The sequence below is a fragment of the Pseudomonas sp. B10(2017) genome, from assembly GCF_002113295.1.
GTDB classification, from domain to species: domain Bacteria; phylum Pseudomonadota; class Gammaproteobacteria; order Pseudomonadales; family Pseudomonadaceae; genus Aquipseudomonas; species Aquipseudomonas pudica.
The window spans coordinates 119,109-144,076 of record NZ_NEJU01000014.1 but is presented as its reverse complement, the minus strand read 5'-3'; the positions used below and the strand labels follow the sequence as shown (position 1 = coordinate 144,076).

Below are 24,968 nucleotides of genomic sequence, written 5' to 3'. Positions count from 1 at the left end.
TTGCCCTGCACTCAGTTATAGCTATTGGCCATTAGCCGTGCAATGTACCTCGTCGCCTCAACGAAGCTGCAGACGCCAGGCGCGATGGATACGGTTATTGCGAGCGAAGTCCGGGTCCAGGGTCTGGGCCGTGATTTCCTCCACCGCGTAACGCGCCATCAGGTGCTCGTCCAGCTGGAACTTGCGGAAGTTGTTGGAGAAATACAGCACGCCACCCGGCGCCAGGCGGGCCATGGCCAGGTCCAGCAACTGCACGTGGTCACGCTGAACGTCGAACACGCCTTCCATGCGCTTGGAGTTGGAGAAGGTCGGCGGGTCGATGAAGATCAGGTCGTAGCTGTCGCGGTTGCCTTCCAGCCAGGCCATCACATCGCCCTGCTCCAGGCGGTTGCGTTCGGAGAAGCCATTGAGCGCCAGGTTGCGCCGCGCCCAGTCCAGGTAGGTTTTCGACAGGTCGACGCTGGTGGTGCTGCGCGCGCCGCCCTTGGCCGCATGCACGGTCGCCGTGGCGGTGTAGCAGAACAGGTTGAGGAAGCGCTTGCCGGCTGCTTCGCGCTGGATGCGCATGCGCATCGGGCGATGGTCGAGGAACAGGCCGGTGTCGAGGTAGTCGGTGAGGTTGACCAGCAGCTTGACGCCGCCTTCGTTCACTTCCTGGAAGCGGCCTTCGGTAGCCTGACGCTCGTACTGGCGCGTGCCGCTCTGCCGCTCGCGACGCTTGAGCACCACACGCTGCGGCGAAATGCCCAGGGCCTGCGGGATGGCTGCCAGCGCGTCGAGCAGGCGTGCCTGGGCCTTGTCCGGGTCGACCGAACGTGGCGCGGCGTATTCCTGCACGTGAACCCAGTCCTGGTACAGGTCGACCGCCAGGGCGTATTCGGGCATGTCGGCATCGTACAGGCGGTAGCAATCGACCTGCTCACGGCGGGCCCACTTGCCCAGTTGCCGGAGGTTTTTCTGCAGGCGGTTGGCGAACATCTGCGCCCCTTCCGACAGGCGCGCCGGTTCGCTGGCTGGTGCTGCCTGCTGGCGGGTTTCCGTGCCTTCAGGCTGCGCCTCGCGGCGCTCGCCGGTAACGAACTGGTCGGGCTGCACCTTGAACAACAGCAGCTTGCACGGCAAGGCGCCGTTCCAGAACGCGTACTGCTTGTGGCTGCGAATACCCATGCGCTTGCCCAGCTGCGGCGCGCCGGTGAACACCGCCGCCTCCCAGCCCATGCAGGCCTGGCGCAGGCGCTCGCCGAGGTTCTGGTAGAGATACAGCAGGCTGGCTTCGTCACCCAGGCGCTCGCCATAGGGAGGGTTGCTGATGACCAGGCCTTTCTGGTTCTGGTCCGGGCGCGGCTCGAAGGTGCTGACTTCGCCCTGGTAGATCTTCACCCAGTCACCCAGGCCGGCGCGCTCGACGTTGTTGCGGCCTGGCTGGATCAGCCGCGGGTCGGCTTCGTAACCACGGATCCACAGCGGCGGTTTGGCCAGACCGGCCTGTGCCCGCGCCTGCGCCTCGTCATGCACCTTGCGCCACAACGCCGGTACATGGCCGAGCCAGGCACTGAAGCCCCAGCGTTCACGTTTCAGGTTGGGCGCGATATCTGCGGCGATCATCGCCGCTTCGACCAGGAAGGTACCCACACCGCACATCGGGTCGGCCAGCGCGCCACCTTCGGCGGCAATGCGCGGCCAGCCGGCGCGGATCAGCACCGCCGCCGCCAGGTTTTCCTTCAGCGGCGCGGCGCCTTGCTGCAGGCGGTAGCCACGCTGGTGCAGGCTGTGCCCGGAAAGGTCGAGGGAGAGAATGGCTTCGCCACGGTCCAGGCGCAGGTGCACGCGCACATCAGGGTCGATCTTTTCCACCGACGGGCGCAGGCCTTCGCGGTTGCGCAGCTTGTCGACGATCGCATCCTTGACCTTCAGCGCACCGAAGTGGGTGTTGTCGATACCCGAACCATGGCCGCTGAACTCCACCGCGAGGGTGCCATCGGCCGCCAGGTGATCGGCCCAGTCGACCGCGTGCACGCCGTCGTAGAGGTCGTCGGCGTTCTTAATGGAGAAGCGCTTGAGTACCAGCAGCACCCGGTTGGCCAGGCGTGACCACAGGCACAGGCGGTAGGCGGTTTCCATGTCGGCGGCGCCACGAATGGCCGAGGTGTGCTCGCGCACGTCATCCAGGCCGAGGCCCCGCGCTTCTTCGGCAAGCAGGCCTTCCAGGCCTTTGGGGCAAGTGAGGTAAAGTTCGAAACGGTCCGACATGAGTAATCCAGCGCCTTGGGCTATTTGACTGACGGGGCGACGCATCGCCCCGCGATGTTTGCCCGCACACCTTTCCAGCAGGCGTGCGGGTGGCCTTTCCCGGCACACAAGCGTGCGGTGGAAGGCCGGGCCGCCTGACCGATCTGTGCCTGGCCCAGTGGCAAAGACAGCTTAGATCATCAGGCAGTACGAAAAATTCTGGCGATGCCGGGGCCAGTGTGACCCTTCGTCGCATTTCAAATTATTTCTGTCATCCGCGAGCAACGCTGGCGAAATGACGTCAATGATCGGCAAAGCCTGATCATAGCGGGCTCAACGCTAAACAAGGTTGAGTCGCATTTATTTACTTATCCCCTCACCCTTGGAAAGGTTACGTGCTTATGACAAATCGATCATTCACACCGTGACTCGCATTCGATAGAACTGGTCTCAGGCCGCTTCGCAACGAGGTGGCACTTTCAGCTCGCCACGCCGGCAGCGAGCGCACACCGGCAGAAAGACTCTGCCCGGCCTCGGAGAGGCCGACGGGACATTACAGTCAACAAGTGAGGGCAACACCCTATGAGAAGACTTAAGCGTGATCCGTTGGAAAGAGCATATTCACGTGGCTACCAATATGGGGTCACCGGCAAATCCCGCGAACTTTGCCCCTTCAATCTTCCTTCTGTTCGCCAAGCCTGGATCAACGGCTGGCGTGAAGGTCGCGGTGATAACTGGGACGGAATGACTGGCACCGCTGGCATCCATAGACTCAACGAAAATCACGCCGTTGGCTGAACGAGGACACTGAATTCGATTCACCATGCACGCCCTATCCGGGCGGCGGGCGAAGGCCCAGGGGCCCCTTGATGGGGCCCTTTTTTATGACTTCGAATCCACATCCGCGCTGGCTTCTTCGCGGGCTCGCCCGCGAATGGCCGGCAGATCACCGAGGCATCGCAGCGATAGCGTCCACCGCCTCGCGAATCAGCGCAGGCCCCTTGTAAATGAAGCCGGAGTAGATCTGCACCAGGCTCGCCCCGGCAGCGATCTTCTCGGCGGCATGGCGGCCTTCGGTAATGCCGCCAGCGGCAATGATCGGCAGCTTGCCGCTCAGTTCGGCCGCCAGCACCTTGACGATATGGGTGCTCTTCTCCAGCACCGGCGCGCCCGACAGGCCGCCCGCCTCGCCACCGTACGGCAACCCTTCGACACCTTCACGCCCCAGCGTGGTGTTGGTGGCGATCACCGCATCCATGCCCGACTCCATCAGCGCCGCGGCGACCAGGGCGGTTTCTTCGTCGCTCATGTCCGGGGCAATCTTGATTGCCAGAGGTACGCGCTTGCCATGCGTGCCGGCCAGTTGCTCGCGGCGCTCGGCCAGGGCATCGAGCAACTGCTTGAGCGAATCGCCGAACTGCAGGCTGCGCAGGCCCGGGGTGTTTGGCGAACTGACGTTGACCGTGATGTAACTGGCGTCGGTGTACACCTTGTCCAGGCAGATCAGATAGTCATCGACGGCACGCTCCACCGGGGTGTCGAAATTCTTGCCGATGTTGATGCCCAGCACGCCGTTGTAACGTGCAGCCCGCACCCGGCCGAGCAGGTGATCAACGCCCAGGTTGTTGAAGCCCATGCGGTTGATGATGGCCGTTGCCTCCGGCAGGCGGAACAGGCGTGGCTTGGGGTTGCCCGGCTGCGGGCGCGGGGTGACGGTGCCGATTTCGACGAAGCCGAAGCCCAGCTGGGCGAAACCGTCAATGGCCGCACCGTTCTTGTCCAGGCCGGCCGCCAGGCCCACCGGGTTGGCGAAGTTCAAGCCCATGACCGTGACCGGCAAAGCCGCCGGCTGCTTGCACAGCATGCCGTTGAGGCCAAGACGGCCACCGGCGCCGATCAGGTCCAGGGACAGGTCGTGGGAGGTTTCCGGAGAAAGCTTGAACAGCAGCTGGCGGGCCAGGGTATACATGGGCGGGCAAGGCTCGGGGTGAATGAGGGGGCGATTATAGCCAGCGTGGGGCCGGCATGACAGCAAATCGTGGGGCTGCTGCGCAGCCCATTGCCGGCAAGCCAGTTCCCACAGGTACAACACAAGGGCTGAAAGCTGTGCTGTATCTGTGGGAGCTGGCTTGCCGGCGATGAGGCCAATGCAGGCGACACAAGGCAGTTGCTCCACAGGGATGCTGCCAGATGGCACATCGGTTGCACCGGAAAAGCCCACAGCCTTATCAGTATGGGCGAGGAACCTTGTGAACACTGTACCCCGAGCAACGCCCCTGGCCTGGGTCAACGGCAGTGACGCGCCGGAGAAGCCCTGCCTGAACATCGGCTACATGGCCCTGACCGACTGCGCCTCGGTGGTAGTCGCCGCCACCCAGGGCTTCGCCCAGCAACACGGCCTCACCCTCAACCTCAAGCGCCAGGGCTCCTGGGCCGGGTTGCGCGACAAGCTGGTCAGCGGCGAGCTGGATGCCGCGCACTGCCTGTATGGCCTGGTCTACGCCGTGCACCTGGGCATTGGCGGTGTACCGGCCAGCGCCATGGCCGTGCTCATGGGGCTGAACCAGAACGCCCAGGCCATAAACCTGTCCCCGGCCTTGCAGAGCAAAGGGGTGACCAACCCTGAAGCATTGGCGCGCCTGGTGCACCAGCATGGCGCACGCCTCACCTTCGCCCAGACCTTCCCCACCGGCACTCACGCCATGTGGCTGTATTACTGGCTGGCCAGCCAGGGCATCCACCCACTGCGCGACGTCGACAGCGTGGTGGTGCCACCGGCGCAGATGGCCGCACATATCCAGGCCGGGCGCATCGACGGTTTCTGCGTGGGTGAACCCTGGGCTGCCGATGCCGTGGCCAAGGGCCAGGGCTTCACCTTGGCCACCAGCCAATCGATCTGGCCGGACCACCCGGAAAAGGTCCTGGCCTGCGCCCGCGGCTTTGTCGAGCAATACCCCAACAGCGCCCGCGCGCTGATCAAGGCGGTCCTGGCGGCCAGCCGCTTCATCGAGCAAAGCCCGGAAAACCGCCGCAGCACCGCGCAACTGCTCAGCGGCAGCGCCTACCTGGACACCCCCCTGGCAAGTATCGAACCGCGCCTGCTCGGCAGCTACCACGATGGCCTGGGCAACCACTGGCAAGACCCCCACGCCCTGCGCCTGCACGACCATGGCCGGGCCAACCTGCCGTACCTGTCCGACGGCATGTGGTTCATGACCCAGTTCCGCCGCTGGGGCCTGCTGCGCGATGACCCCGACTACCTCGGCGTAGCCCGCGAGGTCCAGCAACTGGCACTGTATGGCGAGGCGGCCCGAAGCCTCGGCGTGGCCTGCCCCGAGCAGCCGATGCGCAGCAGCCTGCTGATCGATGGCAGCCGCTGGGACGGCAGCGACCCCTACGGTTATGCCCGCAGTTTCAGCCTGCATGCCCTGGGCAACCTGCCCGATGCCCGTGTCGGCGCGTGAGGGGAACCATCCATGTTGCGCATCCTGCTGATCGACGACACCCAGAACAAACTCGGCCGCCTCAAGGCCGCCTTGAGCGAGGCCGGCTTCGAGGTCATCGAAGCCCCAGGCCTGACCATCGACCTGCCCGCCTGCGTCGAAACGGTGCGCCCGGACGTGGTGCTGATCGATACCGACTCACCGGACCGCGATGTGATGGAACAGGTTGTCCTGGTCAGCCGCGACCAGCCGCGGCCGATCGTGCTGTTCACCGACGAGCACGACCCCGGGGTGATGCGCCAGGCGATCCAGGCAGGGGTCAGCGCCTACATCGTCGAAGGCATCCATGCCGCGCGGCTGCAACCGATCCTGGACGTGGCCATGGCCCGGTTCGAAAGCGACCAGGCACTGAAGGCGCAACTGCTTGCTCGCGACCAGCAACTGGCCGAGCGCAAGCGCATCGAGCAGGCCAAGGGTTTGCTGATGAAGATGAAGGACTGTAACGAAGAAGAGGCATACACCCTGATGCGCCGCCAGGCCATGAGCCGGCAGCAGAAGCTTATCCAGGTGGCCGAACAGATCATTGCCATGCACGAGATGCTGGGCTAGCAACCTCCTTTACGCGGTCCCTGTAGGAGCGGCCTTGTTTCGCGATGGGCTGCGCAGCAGCCCCAGGATCTCAGCTTCGCGGCAGAGATTGCCGGGGCTGCTGCGCAGCCCATCGCGACACAAGGCCGCTCCTACAAGGGGACTGCAACTTCTCAGAGTTGGCCCATCTCTTGCTGAACGAATATCACCGGTAGCCAACGGCGGTTGCCCACTTGATCCCGACAAAGACGTCGCTCTCCCCTCCACCTGCGTGGAGCGGGTAGCGGCGTCTTTTTCGTTCCGTTGCATTGCCGAGTGAGGTGTTCGATGAGTACCAGCTTCTGGAAATCCGGGCATGTGCCCACGCTGTTCGCCGCGTTCCTGTACTTCGACCTCAGCTTCATGGTCTGGTACCTGCTTGGCCCACTGGCGGTGCAGATTGCCGCCGATCTGCAGCTGAGTGCACAACAACGGGGCCTGATGGTGGCCACGCCGATCCTGGCCGGGGCGATCTTGCGCTTTGCCATGGGCGTGCTGGTCGACCGCCTGTCGCCCAAGACCGCCGGGCTGATCGGCCAGGTGGTGGTCATCGTCGCCCTCGCCGCTGCCTGGCACCTGGGCGTGCACAGCTATGAACAAGCGCTGCTGTTGGGCGTGTTCCTCGGCTTTGCCGGCGCTTCGTTCGCCGTGTCACTGCCGCTGGCCTCGCAGTGGTACCCGCCACAGCACCAAGGCAAAGCCATGGGCATTGCCGGTGCCGGCAACTCCGGCACGGTGTTCGCCGCCCTGCTGGCCCCGGCGCTGGCTGCGGGCTTTGGCTGGAACAATGTGTTCGGCTTCGCGCTGGTTCCGCTGTCGCTGGCCCTGTTGGTGTTCGCCCTGCTGGCACGCAATGCTCCGCAGCGGCCCAAGCCAAAAGCGATGGCCGACTACCTCAAGGCCCTGGGTGACCGTGACAGCTGGTGGTTCATGTTCTTCTACAGCGTCACCTTCGGCGGCTTCATCGGCCTTGCCAGCGCCCTGCCCGGCTACTTCAGCGACCAGTATGGCCTGAGCCCGGTCACGGCTGGCTACTACACCGCTGCCTGCGTGTTCGCCGGTAGCCTGATGCGCCCGCTCGGCGGCGCGCTGGCCGACCGCTTCGGCGGCATCCGCACCCTGCTGGGCATGTACAGCGTGGCGGCCATCTGCATCGCAGCAGTCGGCTTCAATCTGCCCAGCGCTGCCGCCGCACTGGCCCTGTTCGTCAGCGCCATGCTCGGCCTCGGGGCCGGCAATGGCGCGGTGTTCCAGCTGGTACCGCAACGCTTCCGCCAGGAGATCGGCGTGATGACCGGGCTGATCGGCATGGCCGGCGGCATTGGAGGCTTCCTGCTGGCCGCCGGGCTGGGAACCATCAAGCAGTACACCGGTGACTACCAGCTGGGGCTGTGGCTGTTCGCCAGCCTGGGCTTGCTGGCCTGGTTCGGCCTGCACGGCGTTAAACAGCGCTGGCGCACCACCTGGGGCTCGGCTGCGGTTACCGCGGCACGGGTCTGAGGTTACAGCCATGAGCCTGCAACTGAACTTTGCCCAGGCCAGCGCCACCGGGCCGCGCGAGGAAAACCAGGACGCCCTGCGCCTGGTTACCCCGGCGCCGGAGCTGGCCGCCAGCAAAGGCTACCTGTTCGCCCTCGCCGACGGCGTCAGCCAATGTGCCGATGGCGGCCTGGCAGCCCGTGCCAGCCTGCAGGCGCTGGCCCTGGACTACTATGCCACTCCCGCGACCTGGAGCGTGGCCCAGGCCCTCGACCGGCTGCTGCTGGCGCAGAACCGCTGGTTGCGTGCCCAAGGCAGTGGCCAGCCACTGCTGACCACTCTCAGCGCGCTGGTGCTGCGTGGCCGGCGCTTTACCCTGGCCCACGTGGGTGATTGCCGCGTGTACCGCTGGCACGCTGGGCGCCTGCAATGCCTGAGCGAAGACCACGTATGGGACCAGCCCGGCATGCAGCATGTGCTGAAGCGCGCGCTGGGGCTGGACCAGCACCTGCTGGTGGATTATCTGGAAGGTGAGCTGCAGCCGGGCGAGAGCTTCCTGCTGTTGAGCGATGGCGTATGGGCCAGCCTGGGCGACCAGCACATCCAGGCGGTGCTGCGCGAGCAACCTGACCTGCAACTGGCCGTCGACACCCTGGTCGCCAGCGCGCACCTGAACGGCAGCCAGGACAACGCCAGTGCCTTGCTGGTGCAGGTCGAGCAACTGGGCACGGCCAACCTGGGCGATACCTTGGCGCAACTGCAGCAATGGCCAGTGCCCGGCCCGCTGCGTGAAGGCCAGGTAATCGATGGCTGGCAAGCCGAAAAGCTGCTTTCGCACAGCCGCCAGTCGTTGCTGTACCGGGTGCGCGATGGCCAGGGCCGAGCCTGGCTGCTGAAGACCCTGCCCACCGCACGCGAGCAGGAGCCCGGCGCGGCGCAAGGGCTGTTGCTGGAAGAATGGTTCCTGCGCCGGGTCGCTGGCCGGCACTTCCCCGAGCTGCACACCGCCGGCCAGCGCCAGCACCTGTACTACGTGATGCGCGAATACCCCGGCCAGAGCCTGGCAGCGCTGCTGGCCGAGCACGGCCCGCTACCCATGCCGCAGTGGCTGGAGCTGGCCCGGCAGCTGCTGCAGGCGGTCGGTGTACTGCACCGGCGCAACCTGCTGCACCGCGACATCAAGCCAGAGAACCTGCACCTGGGCAGCGATGGCCAACTGCGCCTGCTGGACTTTGGCCTGGCCTACTGCCCGGGCCTGTCAGAAGACCCGCTGCACGAGTTGCCGGGCACGCCGTCATACATTGCTCCGGAAGCGTTCGACGGCCAACCGCCCAGCCCACGCCAGGACCTTTATGCAGTAGGCGTGACGCTGTACCACCTGCTGACCGGGCATTACCCCTACGGCGAAGTGGAGGCCTTCCAGCGCCCGCGCTTCGGCCAGCCGGTCAACGCCGCGCGCTACCGTCCCGACCTGCCGGAATGGCTGCAGCACAACCTGCAGCAGGCACTGGCAGCCGACCCGGCGCAGCGCTTCGAAACCGCCGAACACTGGTTGCTGCTGCTCGAGCGTGGCGACCGCCAGGAGCTGCCCAGCCGGCCACGGCCGCTGCTGGAGCGCGAACCGTTGAAGGTCTGGCGCACCCTGGCCCTGCTGTCCTTGCTGTTCAACCTGATATTGCTGCTCACCCTGCTCAAGGGCTGAACGCATCCTGCCGATGAGGAAACCCTGATGAATGCGAAAGTCTGGCTGGTTGGTGCTGGCCCTGGTGACCCCGAGCTGCTCACCCTCAAGGCCGTGCGCGCCATGCAGCAAGCCGCTGTGGTGATGATCGATGACCTGGTCAACCCGGCGGTGCTGGAGCATTGCCCACAGGCTCGGGTGATTGCCGTGGGCAAGCGCGGCGGCTGCCGCTCCACGCCGCAGGCCTTCATCCAGCGCCTGATGCTGCGCCATGCGCGGCAAGGACGCTGCGTGGTGCGGCTCAAGGGCGGCGACCCGTGCATCTTCGGCCGTGGTGGTGAAGAGGCGCTGTGGCTGCAAAGGCATGGCATCGAGGTGGAAGTGGTCAACGGCATCACCGCCGGCCTGGCTGGCGCCACGCAATGCGGTATTTCCCTGACCTCACGAGGTGTGAGCCGGGGCGTGACACTGGTGACGGCACATACCCAGGACGACAGCGAACTGAACTGGGCGGCCTTGGCCCAGGGCGGGACGACGCTGGTGGTGTACATGGGCGTGGCCAGGCTGGAGCAGGTACGCCAAGGGTTGCTCGACGGGGGCATGGCACCGGCGACGCCAGTGGCGATGATCGAAAATGCCTCGTTGCCGCAGCAGCGGGAGTGCAGGAGCGATGTGCGGGGGATGGTCGAGGATGCGCGGGGGTTTGGCTTGCGTAGCCCGGCGATTTTAGTGATTGGGGGGGTGGTTGGGGAACAGGGGGAGCAGGACCTTGTGGCAATTGCCGGATGATGCGCTGCCTGCGCCGGCCTTTGTGGGAGCGGCCTTGTGTCGCGAAAGGGCTGCACAGCAGCCCCGGCAATACCTGCGGCGAAGCTGAAAAACTGGGGCCGCTACGCGCCCCTTTCGCGACACAAGGCCGCTCCCACAAGGGGCACACAAACCCAAGAAACAGGCAAAGAAAAACCCGGCCGAGGCCGGGTTTTTCATGAAGCTTCAAACCAATTACTTGGCCTGGGCTTCTACCTGAGCTTCAACGCGACGGTTGATAGCGCGGCCTTCTTCGGTGGCGTTGTCGGCAACCGGACGGGTTTCGCCGTAGCCAACCGAGTCAACACGGCTGGATTCCACGCCGTACTGCTGGGTCAGGACCTGCTTGACAGCGTTGGCACGACGCTCGGACAGCTTCTGGTTGTAAGCGTCTGGGCCGACGGAGTCAGTGTGACCTTCCACGGTGGTGGTGGTCTGTGGGTACTGCTTCATGAAGTCAGCCAGGTTCTTGATGTCGCCGTAGCTGTTTGGCTTGACGACCGACTTGTCGAAGTCGAACTTGACGTCCAGCTCAACGCGAACGACTTCGGCAACAGCCGGGCAGCCATCAGCGTCAACGGTAACGTTGGCCGGGGTGTCAGGGCACTTGTCGACGTTGTCGCAAACGCCGTCGTTGTCGGAGTCGGAGCACACTTCGGCAACTGGAGCCGGAGCGACTTCAGCTTGCTTCGGGCTACCGCCGAAGTTCAGACCAACACCAACGGTCGGACCCCACTCGGTGTTGCCGTTGTCGATGTTGTACATGGCTTCTACGCCGGCACGGGCGAAGAACATGTCGGTGATGTACCACTTGGCGCCAGCGCCGACGTTGGCGAAGGTGGAGTGGTCGCGGCCGCTACGAGTGGCCTGGCCCAGGCTCTCGTGAGCGAAACCGGCGGAAACGTACGGACGCAGAGCGTCGCCAACGGTACCGAAGTGGTAGGTAGCGTCGAGCTTGGCTTTGGAACCTTTGATGTCTTTGTTGAAGACTTCACCACGAGCGTTGTGGGTCTCGTTGTAGCCGAGGTCCAGGGAAACGTCGTCGGTCAGGAAGTAGCCCAGGCGAACACCAGGATTGGTGCCGTCGTTCTTGAAGTTACGTTCGCTGTCGTAGTACTGCTTGGTAACGTTGCCTTCGATTTCCACAGCGCCTTGGCCTTGAGCCAGAACGCCGAAAGAAGTGGCAGCGACGAGCGAGCCAATGGCCAAGCCCAAGGTGTTTTTCAATTTCATCCGTTAAATCCCCATCTGGTGATAGTTAAGCAGTCCCACCACAAACAAGGGGGACAACTCGACGGCAAGTCTAGCAGAACTCGCCGGTTCGTTAGAGATATTTGCATGCCACTAAGTTTCATCGAGGCCGGCAAATTTCTCCCGAAGCTTGTCTAGCGCGCGCTTGTAGCGCATTTTTGTCGCGCTCAGGCCCATGTGCATGATGTCGGCAATTTCCTGAAATTCCAGCTCTGCGACAAAACGCAGCACCAGGATTTCCCGGTCAATCGGGTTCACATGCACCAGCCATTTGTCCAGCCCGCCTTTTTCTTCCGGCTTCGGAGCCTTGTCCTCGGACGCCTCTTCAACAGGGTCCAGACTCAAGGCATCCATCAACCGACGTTTACGGCGCTCCTTGCGGTACTGGGTAATGCATTCGTTGTAGGTGATGCTGTAGAGCCAGGTCTTGAACTTGGACTTACCCTCGAAGTTCTTCAGCCCGTACAGCACTTTCAGCATGACTTCCTGACAGACATCGTCCGCGTCACGGTCGTTCCCCAGATAACGCGCACAGACGTTGAACAGGGTCCGTTGGTAGCGCCGCATGAGCTCCTCATAGGCGCGGGTAACGTGGTACAGCTCCTCATGCGAACGCGCCACCAACTCTTCGTCGGTGAGCTCGCGGGGGTCATAACGCATGGGCGGCGAATGAACTTTATTCAAAACGGATCTGGCCGACAGTCAGGTCAATGTCGCCGCGCGACCCCGTGGGTCGATTTTCGCGGCGGCATACATTAACAGCTTTGTGCGGTTAGCGGCTATTGACTCGCTGTTCAAGCAGCTCACGATTGGACAGCGAAACCAGTTCGCCATCATCGGTCAGCAGCGTCGTCTTGACCGTACCGATCTCCTCGATGTGCCCTTCGACCTCGCCAATTCGCACCTGCTGGCCCACCTGGTACAGCTCGCGCACGTAGATGCCGGCCAGGATCTGCCCGGCGATTTCGCGGCTGCCCAGGCCCATTGCCAGCGCAACGGCCAGACCAACGGTAATCAGCCCGATCACGATCACATGGTTCAGCAGGTCGGTTTTCACCTCCAGCTGGCTGATGGCCACCGAGATACTGATGATGATCACCAGGCCCTGGGTGATACGCCCCAGGCCTGCCGAGTATTCCAGGCCGATGCCTTCGGCAGCGCCGCGCACCAGGCCGTTGGCCACTTGCGCCAGCAGCACGCCGGCCAGCAGCACCAGGGCTGCGCCGAACACCTTCGGCAGGTACAGGGCAAGCATGTCGAGGGTTGCCGAGACTCGCTCCAGGCCCAGCGACTCGGCGGCCGACACCAGGAAGATGAGCAGCACGAACCAGTAGACGATCTTGCCGATCAAGGTGGAGATCGGCACCTGGATGCCGACCCGGCCAAGCATCTTGGTCAGGCCGGTGCCGGCCATGAGGCGGTCCAGGCCGAACTTGGCCAGCAGTTTGGACAGCAGCGTGTCGAGCAGCTTGGCCACCACGAAACCGAGCAGCACCACGACCAGCGCGCCGAACAGGTTGGGGATGAAGTTCGCTACCTTGGTCCAAAGGGCAGTCATGGCGGTGACCAGGCTCTGGGTCCAGAGATCGAGTTCCATATTCAATCGGCCTTATCTGCTTTGCTGCCGTTGGCAGCGTTGCGGGAAGAGTGTCGACGCACCGGCGCAACATGCGCCGCGCCATTGTTCACGGCGATCAGCAGCGCCTGGCTCCAGCGGCCAAGCAGGCTGAACAGATCACCTGCGCCAACCTGGCGGTTGGCGGTTTTCAGCACGCGGCCCAGGCAAGCGGCGTCGTCCCGGTCGTCCCGGTCATTGCCGGAGGGTGACGCCTTGAGCAGGTCGCGCAGGGATTCTTCAAACGGATCGTGCATGGGCACCTCGCGCAGTGTCAGTCAGAGACGAGATGGCCGGTCGATGGGTCACACATCGCATTGGGACGAATGTTTCAAAATGAATGGTGCTTGCCTGCACTGGCCCTATCGCCGGCAAGCCAGCTCCCACAGGGGTACCACAAACCCGGAAACCTGTGGTGCACCTGTGGGAGCTGGCTTGCCGGCGATAGGGCCGGTGCAGGTCAATGAGCATCTATACCCACCGCAACCGCCGGAACAGCCACCACTGTCCCACCGCCAGCCCCAGCACGACGATGCAGGCGAACAGGAAGCCATAGGGGTTTTCCGCCCCAGGGATGCCGCCGACATTGATGCCCAGCAGCCCGGTGATGAAGCTCATGGGCAGGAAGATGCAGGTGATGATGCCGAAGCGGTACATGGTGCGGTTCATGCGCTCGCTGCGCCGGCGATCCTGGCTCTCCAGCACCAGGGCGGCCCGCTCGCGGGCCAGTTCCAGCTCTTCGAGGTAGCGGATCAGACTGTTGTTCAGCTCGTTCCAGTAATCGGCGTCGGCATCGACGAACCAGCTCCATTTGCTGCGCGACAGCTGGGCGTAGATCTCCCGCTGCGGAGCCAGGAATCGCCGCAGGCCGGCGGCACGCCGGCGGATCTGCTGCAAGCAGCCGTTTTCCGGGGTGTACCGTTCGTCGGACTCGACCTTTTCTTCTTCCAGGTCGACCAGTTCGGACAGGTCGCTGACCAAGCCCTGGACCTTTTCGGTGAGCAGTTCGCCCATCAGCAGCAGCAGCTCGGACGCCGATTTCGGGCCCCTGCCCTCTTCGAGCTGCTGGAGAATCTCGTCACTGGCGCGCAACGGCCGCAGGCGCAGCGAAATGACCCGCTGCGCCTCGGCGAAGATGCGCACCGAGACCATGTCTTCGGGCTCTGCACCCGGGTTCAGGTTGACCCCACGCAGGAACAGCAACAACTGTTCATCGGCCATGGGCAGCAGGCGAGGCCGGGTGTTTTCCTCCAGCAGCAGCTCGCAGGCAAACGCGCTCAGGCCGCTGTCGTGCAGCAGCCAGGTACGGGTTTGCGGATGGCTGCGGTCCCAGTGCAGCCACAGGCTCTGCTCAGGTTGCAGCTGCAGGTCGTCCAGCTCGGTACGGGCAATCGAGCGCGCGCCACCTTTGCCATCGAGCACCAGGGCGTGTACCAGCCCCCACTGCGCGTTGTCTTCCTCGAACATCAAAGCTCCATCAGCGCGGGCGGCGCATCACTCCGGCATTTTCAGCGGGCTTGGCGAAACCAGCACGCCATTGTTGTCGGCATACACGTACTCGCCCGGGCGGAAGGTCACCCCGGCGAAGGTCACTGCCACGTTAAGGTCGCCAATGCCGCGCTTGTCGGTCTTCATCGGGTGGCTGGCCAGGGCCTGCACTCCGACATCGGTCTGGATCAGCACGTCGACGTCACGCACGCAGCCGTAGATGACCAGGCCTTCCCAACCGTTCTTGGCAGCCTTCTCGGCGAGCATGTCGCCGAGCAATGCACGGCGCAGCGAGCCACCGCCGTCGACGACCAGGACCTTGCCCTTGCCATCGAGCTCGACCTGCTCCTTGACCAGCGAGTTGTCTTCGAAGCACTTGATGGTGACGATCTGGCCGCCGAACGAATCACGGCCGCCGAAATTGCTGAACATCGGTTCCAGCACCTGCACGAGGTCCGGGTAGGCATCACACAGGTCGGGCGTAACGTAATGCTGCATGGGAAGCTCCTGTCAGTCACAACGAAAGCGGGTATCGGCCAAGGCTACACCGTAGAGCCCATCGCAGTCATCCGGGACCAAGCAGTCAGTTGTGTTTTGCCTGTACCGGCCCTTTCGCGGGTAAACCCGCTCCCACAGGGTCCTCACTGCACTCGAGCCCTGTGGAATTCCTGTGGGAGCGGGTTTACCCGCGAAGAGGCCAGCACAGGCGCAACCCATTCAACCAACGGGCACAGGCTCCGCCACCACCGTGGATTCATGCACCGGCACCAGCGGATCCCGCAGCCAACGCTCCACCAGCGGCCACACCTGCACCTGCGCGGCCTTGCTCACCAGCATGTCGACATGCCCGAAAGCCTCGAACCCTTCCTCGGGGCCCAACCGCAAAAACTGCTTGCGCTCACCGCCCAATTGCTCGAACAGCTTGCGGCAGGCCCACACCGGGTCCTGGAAGTCCCCTGCACCAGCCACCGCCAGCAGCGGCACATCCACCTTGGCCAGCCCCGCCCACCAGTCGCTCTGCTTGTCGCCAAAGCGCCCGAACAGGCCATGCCAGCGCATGCTCTCCAGGGCCAGGCCGATCGGCTCATCCTCCGGCCCACGCTTGAAACGCGGCCCGGAGATCTGCCCCCAGCGCTTGAGCAGCAGCTTCGCCCCCCAGGCCAGCGGCGGCACCTTCAGCGGCCAGTACACGCGGCTGATCTGGGTGCCGAACAGCGCCACGCTGGCCACCTGTTCGGCAGGCAGAAAGCCACCGCCCAGCGCTGCCGCCAGGGTCGTACCACCCAGGGAATGGCCGACCCAGTGCGGCGCCTGGCCCGATTGTTCGCGCACGAACGCGGCAATCAGCGGCAGGTCATCGTGGGCATAGGCGGCAACGCTGTTGTGCTTCCAGTCATGGTTGCGCGGCGACAGGCCGTGGCCGCGCATTTCCGGGATCCATACATCGAAGCCGGCGCGGGCGAGATAGGCCCCCAGGCCAATCCCTTTGGGCGAGTACCAGAAGCGGCGGTTGGAGAAGCTGCCGTGCAGGAGAATGACCGGCACGCCCTGGGCCTGGCCCTGATCGGCCAGCCCCAGGCGGGTGACAGCCAGCTCGACGCTGGGGTCAGGGCTGTTGCCGGCCTTGATCCGGTACACGTCTTCGCTGAGGTCGCCGCGGCGTTCGGCACTGAGCAAGGCGACGGGGAATAGAGTGCTGCTGCTTTGCATAAGGTTGCTTGGTGCACAAAAAAGGGCGGGATCCATTGCTGGAGCTCGCCCTGGAAAAAACCAGGCGGGGGTACGCCAGACGTACCCCCGCGTTTTACTGCATCAGACCGCGCCCTGCCCTTCGGCCAGGTAGAACCAGGTTTCGAGTACCGAGTCCGGGTTCAGCGACACACTGTCGATGCCCTGTTCCATCAGCCACTTGGCCAGGTCCGGGTGGTCCGACGGGCCCTGGCCGCAGATGCCGATGTACTTGCCAGCCTTGTTGCACGCGGCAATGGCGTTGGCCAGCAGCTTCTTCACCGCAGGGTTACGCTCGTCGAACAGGTGGGCGATGATGCCCGAATCACGGTCCAGGCCCAGGGTCAGCTGGGTCAGGTCGTTGGAGCCGATCGAGAAGCCGTCGAAGTATTCCAGGAACTCTTCGGCGAGGATGGCGTTGGACGGCAGTTCGCACATCATGATCACGCGCAGGCCGTTGTCACCACGGGCCAGGCCGTTTTCGGCGAGCAGGTCGACAACCTGGCTGGCTTCACCCAGGGTACGCACGAACGGCACCATGATCTCGACGTTGGTCAGGCCCATCTCGTTGCGCACGCGCTTGAGCGCACGGCACTCGAGCTCGAAGCAGTCACGGAACGATTCGCTGATGTAACGCGAAGCGCCACGGAAGCCCAGCATCGGGTTTTCTTCTTCCGGCTCGTACAGCTTGCCGCCGATCAGGTTGGCGTACTCGTTGGACTTGAAGTCCGACAGGCGCACGATGACCTTTTTCGGGTAGAAGGCCGCAGCCAGGGTGCTGATGCCTTCGACCAGCTTCTCGACATAGAAGCCGACCGGGTCGTTGTAGCCGGCGATGCGCTTGTCGACGCTGTCTTTCAGGTCGGCTGGCAGGCCGGCGTAGTTCAGCAGTGCCTTGGGGTGCACGCCGATCATGCGGTTGATGATGAACTCCAGGCGCGCCAGGCCGACACCGGCGTTGGGCAGCTGGGCGAAATCGAACGCACGATCCGGGTTGCCGACGTTCATCATGATCTTGAACGGCAGGTCGGGCATGGCGTCGACCGAGTTCTGCTTGACGTCGAAGCCCAGCTCGCCCTCGAAGATGAAGCCGGTGTCGCCTTCGGCACAGGACACGGTCACACCCTGGCCGTCTTTCAACACCTGGGTGGCATTGCCGCAACCGACCACGGCCGGAATGCCCAGCTCACGAGCGATGATCGCCGCGTGGCAGGTACGCCCGCCACGGTTGGTGACGATGGCGCTCGCGCGTTTCATCACCGGTTCCCAGTCCGGGTCGGTCATGTCGGAGACCAGCACATCGCCCGGCTGGACCTTGTCCATTTCCGATACGTCGTTGATCACGCGGACCTTGCCGGCGCCGATGCGCTGGCCAATGGCGCGGCCTTCGACCAGTACGGTGCCCTTCTCTTTCAGCAGGTAGCGTTCCATGACGTTGGCGCTGGAGCGGCTCTTCACCGTCTCGGGGCGCGCCTGGACGATATACAGCTTGCCGTCGTCACCGTCCTTGGCCCATTCGATGTCCATCGGGCGCTGGTAGTGCTGCTCGATGATCATGGCCTGCTTGGCCAGCTCGCTGACCTCGGCATCGGTCAGGCAGAAGCGCGCGCGCTCGGCGCGGTCCACTTCGACGGTCTTGACCGAACGGCCGGCCTTGGCTTCTTCGCCGTAGACCATCTTGATCGCCTTGCTGCCCAGGTTGCGGCGCAGGATAGCCGGGCGGCCTGCCTGCAGGGTGCTCTTGTGCACGTAGAATTCGTCAGGGTTGACCGCACCCTGCACCACGGTTTCGCCCAGGCCGTAGGCACCGGTGATGAACACCACGTCGCGGAAGCCCGACTCGGTGTCGAGGGTGAACATGACGCCGGCGGTGCCGGTTTCGGAGCGGACCATGCGCTGCACGCCGGCGGACAGGGCCACCAGCTTGTGGTCGAAGCCCTGGTGCACGCGGTAGGCGATGGCGCGGTCGTTGAACAGGGAGGCGAACACTTCCTTGGCCGCGCGGATCACGTTGTCGACGCCGCGGATGTTGAGGAAGGTTTCCTGCTGGCCGGCGAACGAGGCGTCCGGAAGGTCTTCGGCGGTGGCCGAGGAACGCACGGCGACGGCCATGTTTTCGTTGCCGGCGGCCATTTCGGCGAAGGCCGCACGGATTTCGCTGTCAAGACGCGGCGGGAAGTCGGCTTCCATGACCCACTGGCGAATCTGCGCACCAGTCTTGGTCAGGGCGTTGATGTCATCCACGTCGAGTGCGTCGAGCGCGGCGTGGATACGGTCGTTGAGACCACTCTGTTCGAGAAAATCGCGGTACGCCTGCGCCGTAGTGGCAAAGCCGCCCGGCACCGATACACCAGCACCTGCGAGGTTGCTGATCATCTCGCCCAGGGATGCGTTCTTGCCCCCCACATGCTCTACATCATGGACGCCGAGCTTATCGAGGGAAACTACGTACTCTACCAAGGTGATCTCTCCACTAACTGTATTGGAAAAGCTCAAGGGCGCCCGCCTGCCTTCGTTGACTTGGCCGGACGCTTGTGGCCTGTACCTGGAAAATAAGTGAGAATGCCGACAGCCGCATTCGGCAAACCGAACTTATCATATCCAAGAAACGTCATCAGCTTAAGGCCCAGATCGCAAATGAAACGAACCGCGTTCTTCATCTCCGACGGCACCGGCATCACTGCCGAAACCCTGGGCCAGAGTCTGCTCGCTCAATTCGAGAGCATTCCGTTCAATAAATTCACCCGTCCCTACATCGATTCGCCGGAAAAGGCACGGACCATGGTCCAGCAGATCAATGCCGCGGCCGAGCGCGATGGTGTACGCCCGATCATTTTCGACACCATCGTCAATCAGGACATCCGTGAGATCCTGGCTACCTCGAATGGCTTCATGATCGACATCTTTTCTTCGTTTTTGTCCCCGCTTGAACAGGAATTGACTGCCCATTCGTCGTATTCCGTCGGCAAGTCGCACTCGATCGGCGGCAATTCCAACTACATGGAACGCATCGAGGCGGTGAATTTCGCCCTGGACAACGACGATGGCGCGCGCACCCACTACTACGACAAGGCCGACCTGATCCTGGTAGGCGTATCGCGCTGCGGCAAGACCCCCACCTGCCTTTATATGGCCATGCAATTCGGCATCCGCGCCGCCAACTATCCGCTGACCGAGGACGACATGGAGCGCCTGCAGCTGCCGGCGGTGCTGAAAAAGCACCACAACAAGCTGTTCGGCCTGACCATCGACCCCGACCGCCTCACCGCCATCCGCCACGAGCGCAAGCCCAACAGCCGCTATTCCAGCTTTGCCCAGTGCGAGTTCGAAGTGCGCGAGGTGGAGAACCTGTTCCGCCGGGAGAACATTCCCAACATCAATTCCACGCATTTTTCGGTGGAGGAGATTTCGGCGAAGATTCTGGTGGAGAAAGGCGTGGAGCGCAGGTTCAAGTAAGCCTGTACCGGCCTCTTCGCGGGTTCACCCGCGAAGAGGCCGGCCCAGGAATACAAAAAAGCCCCGGCATCACTGCCGGGGCTTTCTTCTACCGCCTCATGAAGCTCAGGACGGCACCACCGCCGCCTGCCCGCTCATGGCCAGGTCGACCAGCTCGCGGTTGGCCACCGCGTACATCGCATAGTCGGTACCGGTGGCATTGCGCAGGTCATCCAGCATGGCGCGCCAGCGTTCCACCATCACCCGGTGCTGCTCGGCCCACAGCGCCACGCGGGCGTCCATGTCTTCCGGCGCATCGGCCATCTGCAGTACCGAGATGGTGATCGCCCGCTGCTGCAGGTCGATGTCGTCGCGGAACGCCTCGCGGGCTAGCGCCTGCCAGTTGTTTTCCACCGGCAGGTTGCTGATTTCCTGCAAGTACCAAGTCAGGTCCAGCGCGCTGCCCACGGCGAAGAACGCCTTGGCCACCTGCGCCGGATCATGGCCAGTAACATCCGAGGCCTCGATGATCGGCAACAGGGTGTACAGGTGGGTAGTGCCAGCCACCATGCGCGCCAGCAACTCCGGTACACCAGCCTCGACGAAGCCCTGGTAGCGCACCATCCAGCGCTCGCGAGTCGGGCCTTCGAGCAACTCGTCGAGCTTGAGCCCCAGTTGCGCGATCTTCGGCCCGAAGTGCGCGGTGTCGCGCCCGGCGTCCTGCTCGTTGCGGCGGCTGCGCAGGAACCAGCGGGTGGCACGGCGGCCCAGGCGCATCAGTTCGTCCATCAGGGTCAGCTGGATTTCCGCCGGCACCTGGTAGTCCAGTGCCTCGATCTGGCGGAACCAGTGCGGCAGATGGAAGATATCGCGCACGATCACATAGGCTCCGGCCACGTTGGCCGGGCTCATGCCGGTCGACTCTTTCAGGCGCTGGACGAAGGTGATGCCCATGTTGTTGACCAGATCGTTGGCGATCTGGGTGCTGACGATTTCGCGCTTCAGGCGGTGGCGGCGCATGGAGTCGGCGAATTTGCTGACCAGCGACGGCGGGAAGGCGGTTTCCATGTCGCGGGTCAGGTAATCGTCGTCCGGCACCAGCGACTTGAGCAGCTGTTCCTTGAGGTCGATCTTGCTGTACGAGATCAGCACCGAAAGTTCGGCGCGGGTCAGGCCCTGGCCGGCGGCCAGGCGCTCAGCCAACTGCTCCTCGGACGGCAGGAACTCGATGGCGCGGTCCAGCTTGCCACGGGCCTCCAGGTCGGCCATCAGGCGCTTGTACTCGGCAATCCGCTCGCGGGCGCGGCGAGCCGCCAGTGACAACGCCTGGGTCTGCTTGTAGTTGTTGCCCAGCACCAGGCCGGCCACTTCGTCGGTCATGCTGCCCAGCAGCTGGTTACGCTGCTTCTCGGTCATGTCGCCACCCTGCACCACTTCGTTGAGCAGGATCTTGATGTTGACCTCGTGGTCGGAGCAGTCCACGCCGCCGGCGTTGTCGATGAAGTCGGTGTTGGTGGCGCCGCCAAGCAGGCCGAACTCGACCCGGCCAAGCTGGGTCATGCCCAGGTTGCCGCCCTCGCCCACCACCTTGCAGCGCAGTTCGTTGCCATTGACCCGCAGCGCGTCGTTGGCCTTGTCGCCGACGTCGGCGTGGCTCTCGGTGCTGGCCTTGACGTAAGTACCGATGCCACCGTTCCACAGCAGGTCTACCGGTGCCTTGAGCAAAGCATTGAGCAGCTCGGTCGGGGTCAGGCGGTCGGCGTCGATGGCGAAGCGCTCTTTCATCTGCGGGCTGATGGCGATGCTCTTGGCACTGCGCGGGAAGATCCCGCCGCCTTCGGACATGATGCTGGTGTCGTAGTCGCTCCAGGCCGAGCGCGGCAGGTCGAACAGGCGCTTGCGCTCGGCAAAGCTTGCGGCTGGCTCCGGGTTCGGGTCGATGAAGATGTGCAGGTGGTTGAAGGCAGCCACCAGCTGCAGCTTGTCGGACATCAGCAGGCCGTTGCCGAACACGTCGCCGGCCATGTCCCCGATGCCGATCACGGTGATCGGGTCTTCCTGCACATTGATGCCGCGCTCGCGGAAGTGGCGCTGCACGCCAACCCAGGCGCCGCGCGCGGTAATGCCCATCTTCTTGTGGTCGTAACCGGCCGAACCGCCCGAGGCGAAGGCATCGCCCAGCCAGAAGCCATAGTCGATGGCAATGCCGTTGGCGATGTCGGAGAAGGTCGCGGTGCCTTTGTCGGCCGCCACCACCAGGTACGGGTCGTCATCATCGTGGCGTACCACGTTGGCCGGCGGCACCACGCCACCGTCCTTGAGGTTGTCGGTGATGTCGAGCAGGCCGGAAATGAAGATGCGGTAGCACGCCACGCCTTCGGCCGCGATCTCGTCGCGGCTGCCGCCCAGCGGCAGGCGGCGCGGCAGGAAGCCGCCCTTGGCGCCGACCGGTACGATCACCGAGTTCTTCACCTGCTGGGCTTTAACCAGGCCCAGCACCTCGGTGCGGAAGTCTTCCTCGCGGTCGGACCAGCGCAAGCCGCCGCGGGCGACGTTGCCGAAGCGCAGGTGCACGCCCTCGACCCGTGGTGAGTAGACGAAGATCTCGAACTTGGGCACCGGCTTGGGCAGCTCGGGGATCAGCTTGGGGTTGAACTTGAAGCTGAAGTACGACTTGTTCTGGCCGTTGGCATCCGGCTGGTAGAAGTTGGTGCGCAGGGTGGCCTTGATGAGGTCCAGGTAGCGACGCAGGATGCGGTCTTCGTTGAGCACCTGCACGTCGTCCAGCGCTGTCAGGATGGCTTGTTCCAGGCGCAGTTGCTTGTCATCCAGGTCCTCCTGGGTGAGCTTGCGCGCAAGGTAGAAGCGGGTCTTGAACAACCGGGTCAGCTCGCGGGCGATGTCGGTGTGGTTGTTCAGGGTGCTGGCGATGTAGCCAAGGTCGAAGCCCAGTCGAATCTGCTTCAGGTAACGGGCATAGGCGCGCAACAGCGCCACATCGCGCCATGGCAGGCCGGCGGTGAGCACCAGGCGGTTGAAGGCGTCGTTCTCGGCATCGCCGCGGACGATGTGGATGAAGGCATCCTGCAGGGTGTCGTTGAGCTGCTGGATGTCCAGGCTCAGGCCTTCGCTGTAGGTGAAGGCGAAGTCGTGGATCCAGTAGCCGCGGCCACTGGCATGGCGCAGGCGGTACGGGAACTCGCCGAGTACGCGCAGGCCGAGGTTTTCCAGGATCGGCAGCACGTCGGACAGCGCCAGCGGGGTGTCGGCGTGGTACAGCTTGCAGTGCAGGGTACGCTCGCCGACCTGGGTCAGCGGCTGGTAGAAGCTCATCGCCAGCGGCTTGCTTTCCGACAGGTTCAGCACGTGCTGCAGGTCGACCACCGCCGAGTGCGCGGCGAAGCGCTCGCGGTAACCAGCCGGGAAACCTTTGGGGAAGTCGGCGAGGATATTGGTGCCCTGGGCTTCGCCGAAGTTTTCGACCACCAGCGCCGAGTAGTCGTCATGCCACGAGCGGCAGGCCTGGATCACTTCGCGTTCCAGCTGCTGCGGGTCGATGTCGATACGGTTTTTCGGGTCTACCCGCAGAATCAGCTGCACACGGGCCAGCACCGATTCGGAGAAGAAGGTCCAGAACTCGCAGTCGCTGGCCTTCAGGCGCTCCATCAGCACCTGCTGGATCTTCTGCCGCACTTCGGTGGAGTAGATTTCCCGCGGTACATAGGCCAGGCAGTAGCAGAAGCGGCCGTACGGGTCCTTGCGCAGGAACACGCGGATCTTGTTGCGTTCCTGGATCTGCACGATCGACATGACGGTGCTGAACAGCTCGTCGACCGGGGTCTGGAACAGGTCGTCGCGCGGCAGCACTTCCAGCACCTGGGCCAGTTCCTTGCCCAGGTGGGCCTTGGGATCGAAGCCCGAGCGGCGCTCGATTTCGGTAACCTTCTGCCGGATATAAGGGATGGCATGCACGCTTTCGCCGTACACCGACGAGGTATACAGGCCCATGAAGCGGTGTTCCTTGATCACCTTGCCGTCGGCGTCCAGCTGGCGGATCGACACGTAGTCCGGATAGGCCGGGCGGTGTACGCGGCTTGGCAGCGCGGCCTTGGCGAACGACAGCAGCAACGGTTCATTGAGGTAGGCCACGGCATAGTCTTCGATGCGCAGCTCGTCGCTCGTCAGGCCCACGCGCAAGCGGCGCGGCAGGCCGAGGAACGACTGCTCGTCGTAGACCATCTGGCCACCATCGGCATCGCCCTTGACAGTGAATTCTTCATAGCCCAGGAAGGTGAAGTGGTTGTCCAGCAGCCACTCGAGGAAAGCCTTGACCTCGCCCTTTTCGTTCTGCGCCGGGCCAAAGGCGGTTTGCTCCACCTCCGCCACCACTTCACGCAGCTTGGCCTTCATCGGTTCGAAGTCGGCCACCACCACCCGCACCTCGGCCAGCACCTGCTCGATCTCGCGGGCCAGTACCGTCAGCTCGGCGGCGTTGGCGCAACGGTCGATCTCCAGGTACATCAGCGACTCATGACGTACGCCCTCGCCCTGGGTGCCCTTGGGCAGCAGTTCAAGCAGCTCGCCCTTGGCGCCGCGGCGCACGCTGAGCACGGTGGTCTGCAGGGTGTGGATGCTGTAGCCGCGGCGGTTGAGCTCGGTGCGTACCGAGTCGACCAGGAACGGCAGGTCGTGGTGCAGCACTTCGACCACGCTGTGGGTCGATTGCCAGCCATTGCGTTCGTAATCGGGGTTGTACACCCGTACTTGCGGGTATTCGGGGTCGAAACGCTCGATGATGCGCCAGGCTGACAGGGTGCAGCCGGCCAGGTCGGAAAGCCTGCGTTGCGTGAGTTCGTCCAGAGAGATGATGCCGAAGAATTGCTCGGCGAACAGCGCGACTTGTGGCAGGGACTGTTCGCTGATGTGCTGCGCCAGGGCCGCTTGCAGTTGATGCTGGAAGTCGGCTTTGCTGGCTGCGGTGAAGAACGCCATCTGTGGTACTCCGCTTGGGCTTTGTAATAGTTGAAGCGTCGCTGCGTGCGCCGTGTACGGATCAACGATAGCCAACCCGTGGCAAGGCGGACGGTAAAACCAGGCGTTGAACGTGCGCAGGCACGCCCAGGGCTCGCCGAAGCTTAACGACTGATTGGTCATCAAGGCTTGCAGCGCTGCGACAATTTCGGTC

The 24,968-nt window shown here is 63.8% G+C and carries 18 protein-coding genes; 7 read left to right on the top strand and 11 right to left on the bottom strand.

Annotated elements, in window-relative coordinates; all coding sequences use genetic code 11:
* Positions 1-57: 57 nt before the first annotated feature.
* Positions 58-2,250 carry a bifunctional 23S rRNA (guanine(2069)-N(7))-methyltransferase RlmK/23S rRNA (guanine(2445)-N(2))-methyltransferase RlmL gene (gene rlmKL, locus CAF92_RS17850; protein WP_085601517.1) on the bottom strand — a complete coding sequence of 731 codons (2,193 nt, stop codon included), beginning with the start codon at positions 2,248-2,250 and terminating at the stop codon, positions 58-60.
* A gap of 561 nt (positions 2,251-2,811) precedes the next feature.
* Here rlmKL and rmf point away from each other — a divergent pair.
* Entirely contained in the window at positions 2,812-3,027 is a 216-nt protein-coding gene (gene rmf / locus CAF92_RS17845) for a ribosome modulation factor (RefSeq protein WP_003248687.1), read from the top strand.
* A gap of 148 nt (positions 3,028-3,175) precedes the next feature.
* Here rmf and CAF92_RS17840 read toward each other — a convergent pair whose 3' ends face one another.
* Positions 3,176-4,198: a quinone-dependent dihydroorotate dehydrogenase gene (locus CAF92_RS17840; RefSeq protein ID WP_085601516.1), complete on the bottom strand. Its 1,023-nt coding sequence runs from the start codon at positions 4,196-4,198 to the stop codon at positions 3,176-3,178.
* A gap of 280 nt (positions 4,199-4,478) precedes the next feature.
* Here CAF92_RS17840 and CAF92_RS17835 point away from each other — a divergent pair, with 280 nt between their 5' ends.
* The 5 genes from CAF92_RS17835 (at position 4,479) to cobA (ending at position 10,248) form a co-directional block, all read left to right on the top strand.
* Positions 4,479-5,693 carry a CmpA/NrtA family ABC transporter substrate-binding protein gene (locus CAF92_RS17835; protein ID WP_085601515.1) on the top strand — a complete coding sequence of 405 codons (1,215 nt, stop codon included), beginning with the start codon at positions 4,479-4,481 and terminating at the stop codon, positions 5,691-5,693.
* Between the two features lie 12 nt (positions 5,694-5,705).
* A complete protein-coding gene (locus CAF92_RS17830; RefSeq protein WP_046616281.1) occupies positions 5,706-6,281 on the top strand; it encodes an ANTAR domain-containing response regulator in 576 nt (191 codons plus the stop codon).
* A gap of 306 nt (positions 6,282-6,587) precedes the next feature.
* A complete protein-coding gene (locus CAF92_RS17825) occupies positions 6,588-7,799 on the top strand; it encodes a NarK/NasA family nitrate transporter (RefSeq protein WP_085601514.1) in 1,212 nt (403 codons plus the stop codon).
* A gap of 10 nt (positions 7,800-7,809) precedes the next feature.
* Positions 7,810-9,480 (top strand): bifunctional protein-serine/threonine kinase/phosphatase, encoded by a 1,671-nt coding sequence (locus CAF92_RS17820; protein WP_046616283.1) that lies wholly within the window; start codon positions 7,810-7,812, stop codon positions 9,478-9,480.
* 27 nt (positions 9,481-9,507) lie between these two features.
* Entirely contained in the window at positions 9,508-10,248 is a 741-nt protein-coding gene (cobA, locus tag CAF92_RS17815; RefSeq protein ID WP_085601513.1) for a uroporphyrinogen-III C-methyltransferase, read from the top strand.
* Positions 10,249-10,461: 213 nt separating this feature from the next.
* Here the strand turns inward: cobA and CAF92_RS17810 are convergent, their stop codons facing one another.
* From CAF92_RS17810 to ppsA, 8 genes are all read right to left on the bottom strand, one after another.
* Positions 10,462-11,499, bottom strand: coding sequence for an OmpA family protein (locus CAF92_RS17810; protein ID WP_046616285.1), 1,038 nt, complete (start codon positions 11,497-11,499; stop codon positions 10,462-10,464).
* Positions 11,500-11,610: 111 nt separating this feature from the next.
* Positions 11,611-12,177, bottom strand: a complete 567-nt coding sequence (gene sigX / locus CAF92_RS17805) for an RNA polymerase sigma factor SigX (protein WP_003248665.1) — start codon at positions 12,175-12,177, stop codon at positions 11,611-11,613.
* A gap of 112 nt (positions 12,178-12,289) precedes the next feature.
* Positions 12,290-13,114: a mechanosensitive ion channel domain-containing protein gene (locus tag CAF92_RS17800; RefSeq protein WP_004376138.1), complete on the bottom strand. Its 825-nt coding sequence runs from the start codon at positions 13,112-13,114 to the stop codon at positions 12,290-12,292.
* A gap of 2 nt (positions 13,115-13,116) precedes the next feature.
* Positions 13,117-13,389, bottom strand: coding sequence for a hypothetical protein (locus CAF92_RS17795; RefSeq protein ID WP_004376140.1), 273 nt, complete (start codon positions 13,387-13,389; stop codon positions 13,117-13,119).
* Between the two features lie 214 nt (positions 13,390-13,603).
* Complete coding sequence (locus CAF92_RS17790; RefSeq protein WP_025338285.1) at positions 13,604-14,599, bottom strand: zinc transporter ZntB; 996 nt, start codon at positions 14,597-14,599, stop codon at positions 13,604-13,606.
* 27 nt (positions 14,600-14,626) lie between these two features.
* Positions 14,627-15,118, bottom strand: a complete 492-nt coding sequence (gene rraA, locus CAF92_RS17785; protein ID WP_021785500.1) for a ribonuclease E activity regulator RraA — start codon at positions 15,116-15,118, stop codon at positions 14,627-14,629.
* A gap of 219 nt (positions 15,119-15,337) precedes the next feature.
* Positions 15,338-16,330 carry an alpha/beta fold hydrolase gene (locus tag CAF92_RS17780; RefSeq protein WP_256573769.1) on the bottom strand — a complete coding sequence of 331 codons (993 nt, stop codon included), beginning with the start codon at positions 16,328-16,330 and terminating at the stop codon, positions 15,338-15,340.
* A 102-nt stretch (positions 16,331-16,432) separates the two neighbouring features.
* The gene (gene ppsA, locus CAF92_RS17775) at positions 16,433-18,808 is read right to left on the bottom strand and encodes a phosphoenolpyruvate synthase (protein WP_046616287.1); all 2,376 of its coding nucleotides are present in this window, start codon (positions 18,806-18,808) and stop codon (positions 16,433-16,435) included.
* A 177-nt stretch (positions 18,809-18,985) separates the two neighbouring features.
* On the opposite strand from ppsA, the gene CAF92_RS17770 reads away from it, so the two are divergent.
* On the top strand, positions 18,986-19,804 hold the full coding sequence (locus tag CAF92_RS17770) for a pyruvate, water dikinase regulatory protein (RefSeq protein WP_024086557.1): 819 nt from the start codon (positions 18,986-18,988) through the stop codon (positions 19,802-19,804).
* Positions 19,805-19,909: 105 nt separating this feature from the next.
* On the opposite strand, the gene CAF92_RS17765 is transcribed toward CAF92_RS17770, so the two are convergent.
* A complete protein-coding gene (locus CAF92_RS17765; protein ID WP_085601511.1) occupies positions 19,910-24,775 on the bottom strand; it encodes an NAD-glutamate dehydrogenase in 4,866 nt (1,621 codons plus the stop codon).
* Between the last annotated feature and the right edge of the window lie 193 nt (positions 24,776-24,968).

Bases quoted from the DNA above. Each gene is read 5' to 3' on its own strand.
- rmf (WP_003248687.1), top strand. From the start codon at position 2,812: ATGAGAAGACTTAAGCGTGATCCGTTGGAAAGAGCATATTCACGTGGC.
- CAF92_RS17765 (WP_085601511.1), bottom strand. From the start codon at position 24,775: ATGGCGTTCTTCACCGCAGCCAGCAAAGCCGACTTCCAGCATCAACTG.
- CAF92_RS17800 (WP_004376138.1), bottom strand. From the start codon at position 13,114: ATGGAACTCGATCTCTGGACCCAGAGCCTGGTCACCGCCATGACTGCC.
- CAF92_RS17780 (WP_256573769.1), bottom strand. From the start codon at position 16,330: ATGCAAAGCAGCAGCACTCTATTCCCCGTCGCCTTGCTCAGTGCCGAA.
- CAF92_RS17830 (WP_046616281.1), top strand. From the start codon at position 5,706: ATGTTGCGCATCCTGCTGATCGACGACACCCAGAACAAACTCGGCCGC.
- CAF92_RS17795 (WP_004376140.1), bottom strand. From the start codon at position 13,389: ATGCACGATCCGTTTGAAGAATCCCTGCGCGACCTGCTCAAGGCGTCA.
- CAF92_RS17840 (WP_085601516.1), bottom strand. From the start codon at position 4,198: ATGTATACCCTGGCCCGCCAGCTGCTGTTCAAGCTTTCTCCGGAAACC.
- CAF92_RS17825 (WP_085601514.1), top strand. From the start codon at position 6,588: ATGAGTACCAGCTTCTGGAAATCCGGGCATGTGCCCACGCTGTTCGCC.
- rraA (WP_021785500.1), bottom strand. From the start codon at position 15,118: ATGCAGCATTACGTTACGCCCGACCTGTGTGATGCCTACCCGGACCTC.
- CAF92_RS17770 (WP_024086557.1), top strand. From the start codon at position 18,986: ATGAAACGAACCGCGTTCTTCATCTCCGACGGCACCGGCATCACTGCC.
- rlmKL (WP_085601517.1), bottom strand. From the start codon at position 2,250: ATGTCGGACCGTTTCGAACTTTACCTCACTTGCCCCAAAGGCCTGGAA.
- cobA (WP_085601513.1), top strand. From the start codon at position 9,508: ATGAATGCGAAAGTCTGGCTGGTTGGTGCTGGCCCTGGTGACCCCGAG.
- CAF92_RS17820 (WP_046616283.1), top strand. From the start codon at position 7,810: ATGAGCCTGCAACTGAACTTTGCCCAGGCCAGCGCCACCGGGCCGCGC.
- CAF92_RS17810 (WP_046616285.1), bottom strand. From the start codon at position 11,499: ATGAAATTGAAAAACACCTTGGGCTTGGCCATTGGCTCGCTCGTCGCT.
- sigX (WP_003248665.1), bottom strand. From the start codon at position 12,177: ATGCGTTATGACCCCCGCGAGCTCACCGACGAAGAGTTGGTGGCGCGT.
- CAF92_RS17790 (WP_025338285.1), bottom strand. From the start codon at position 14,599: ATGTTCGAGGAAGACAACGCGCAGTGGGGGCTGGTACACGCCCTGGTG.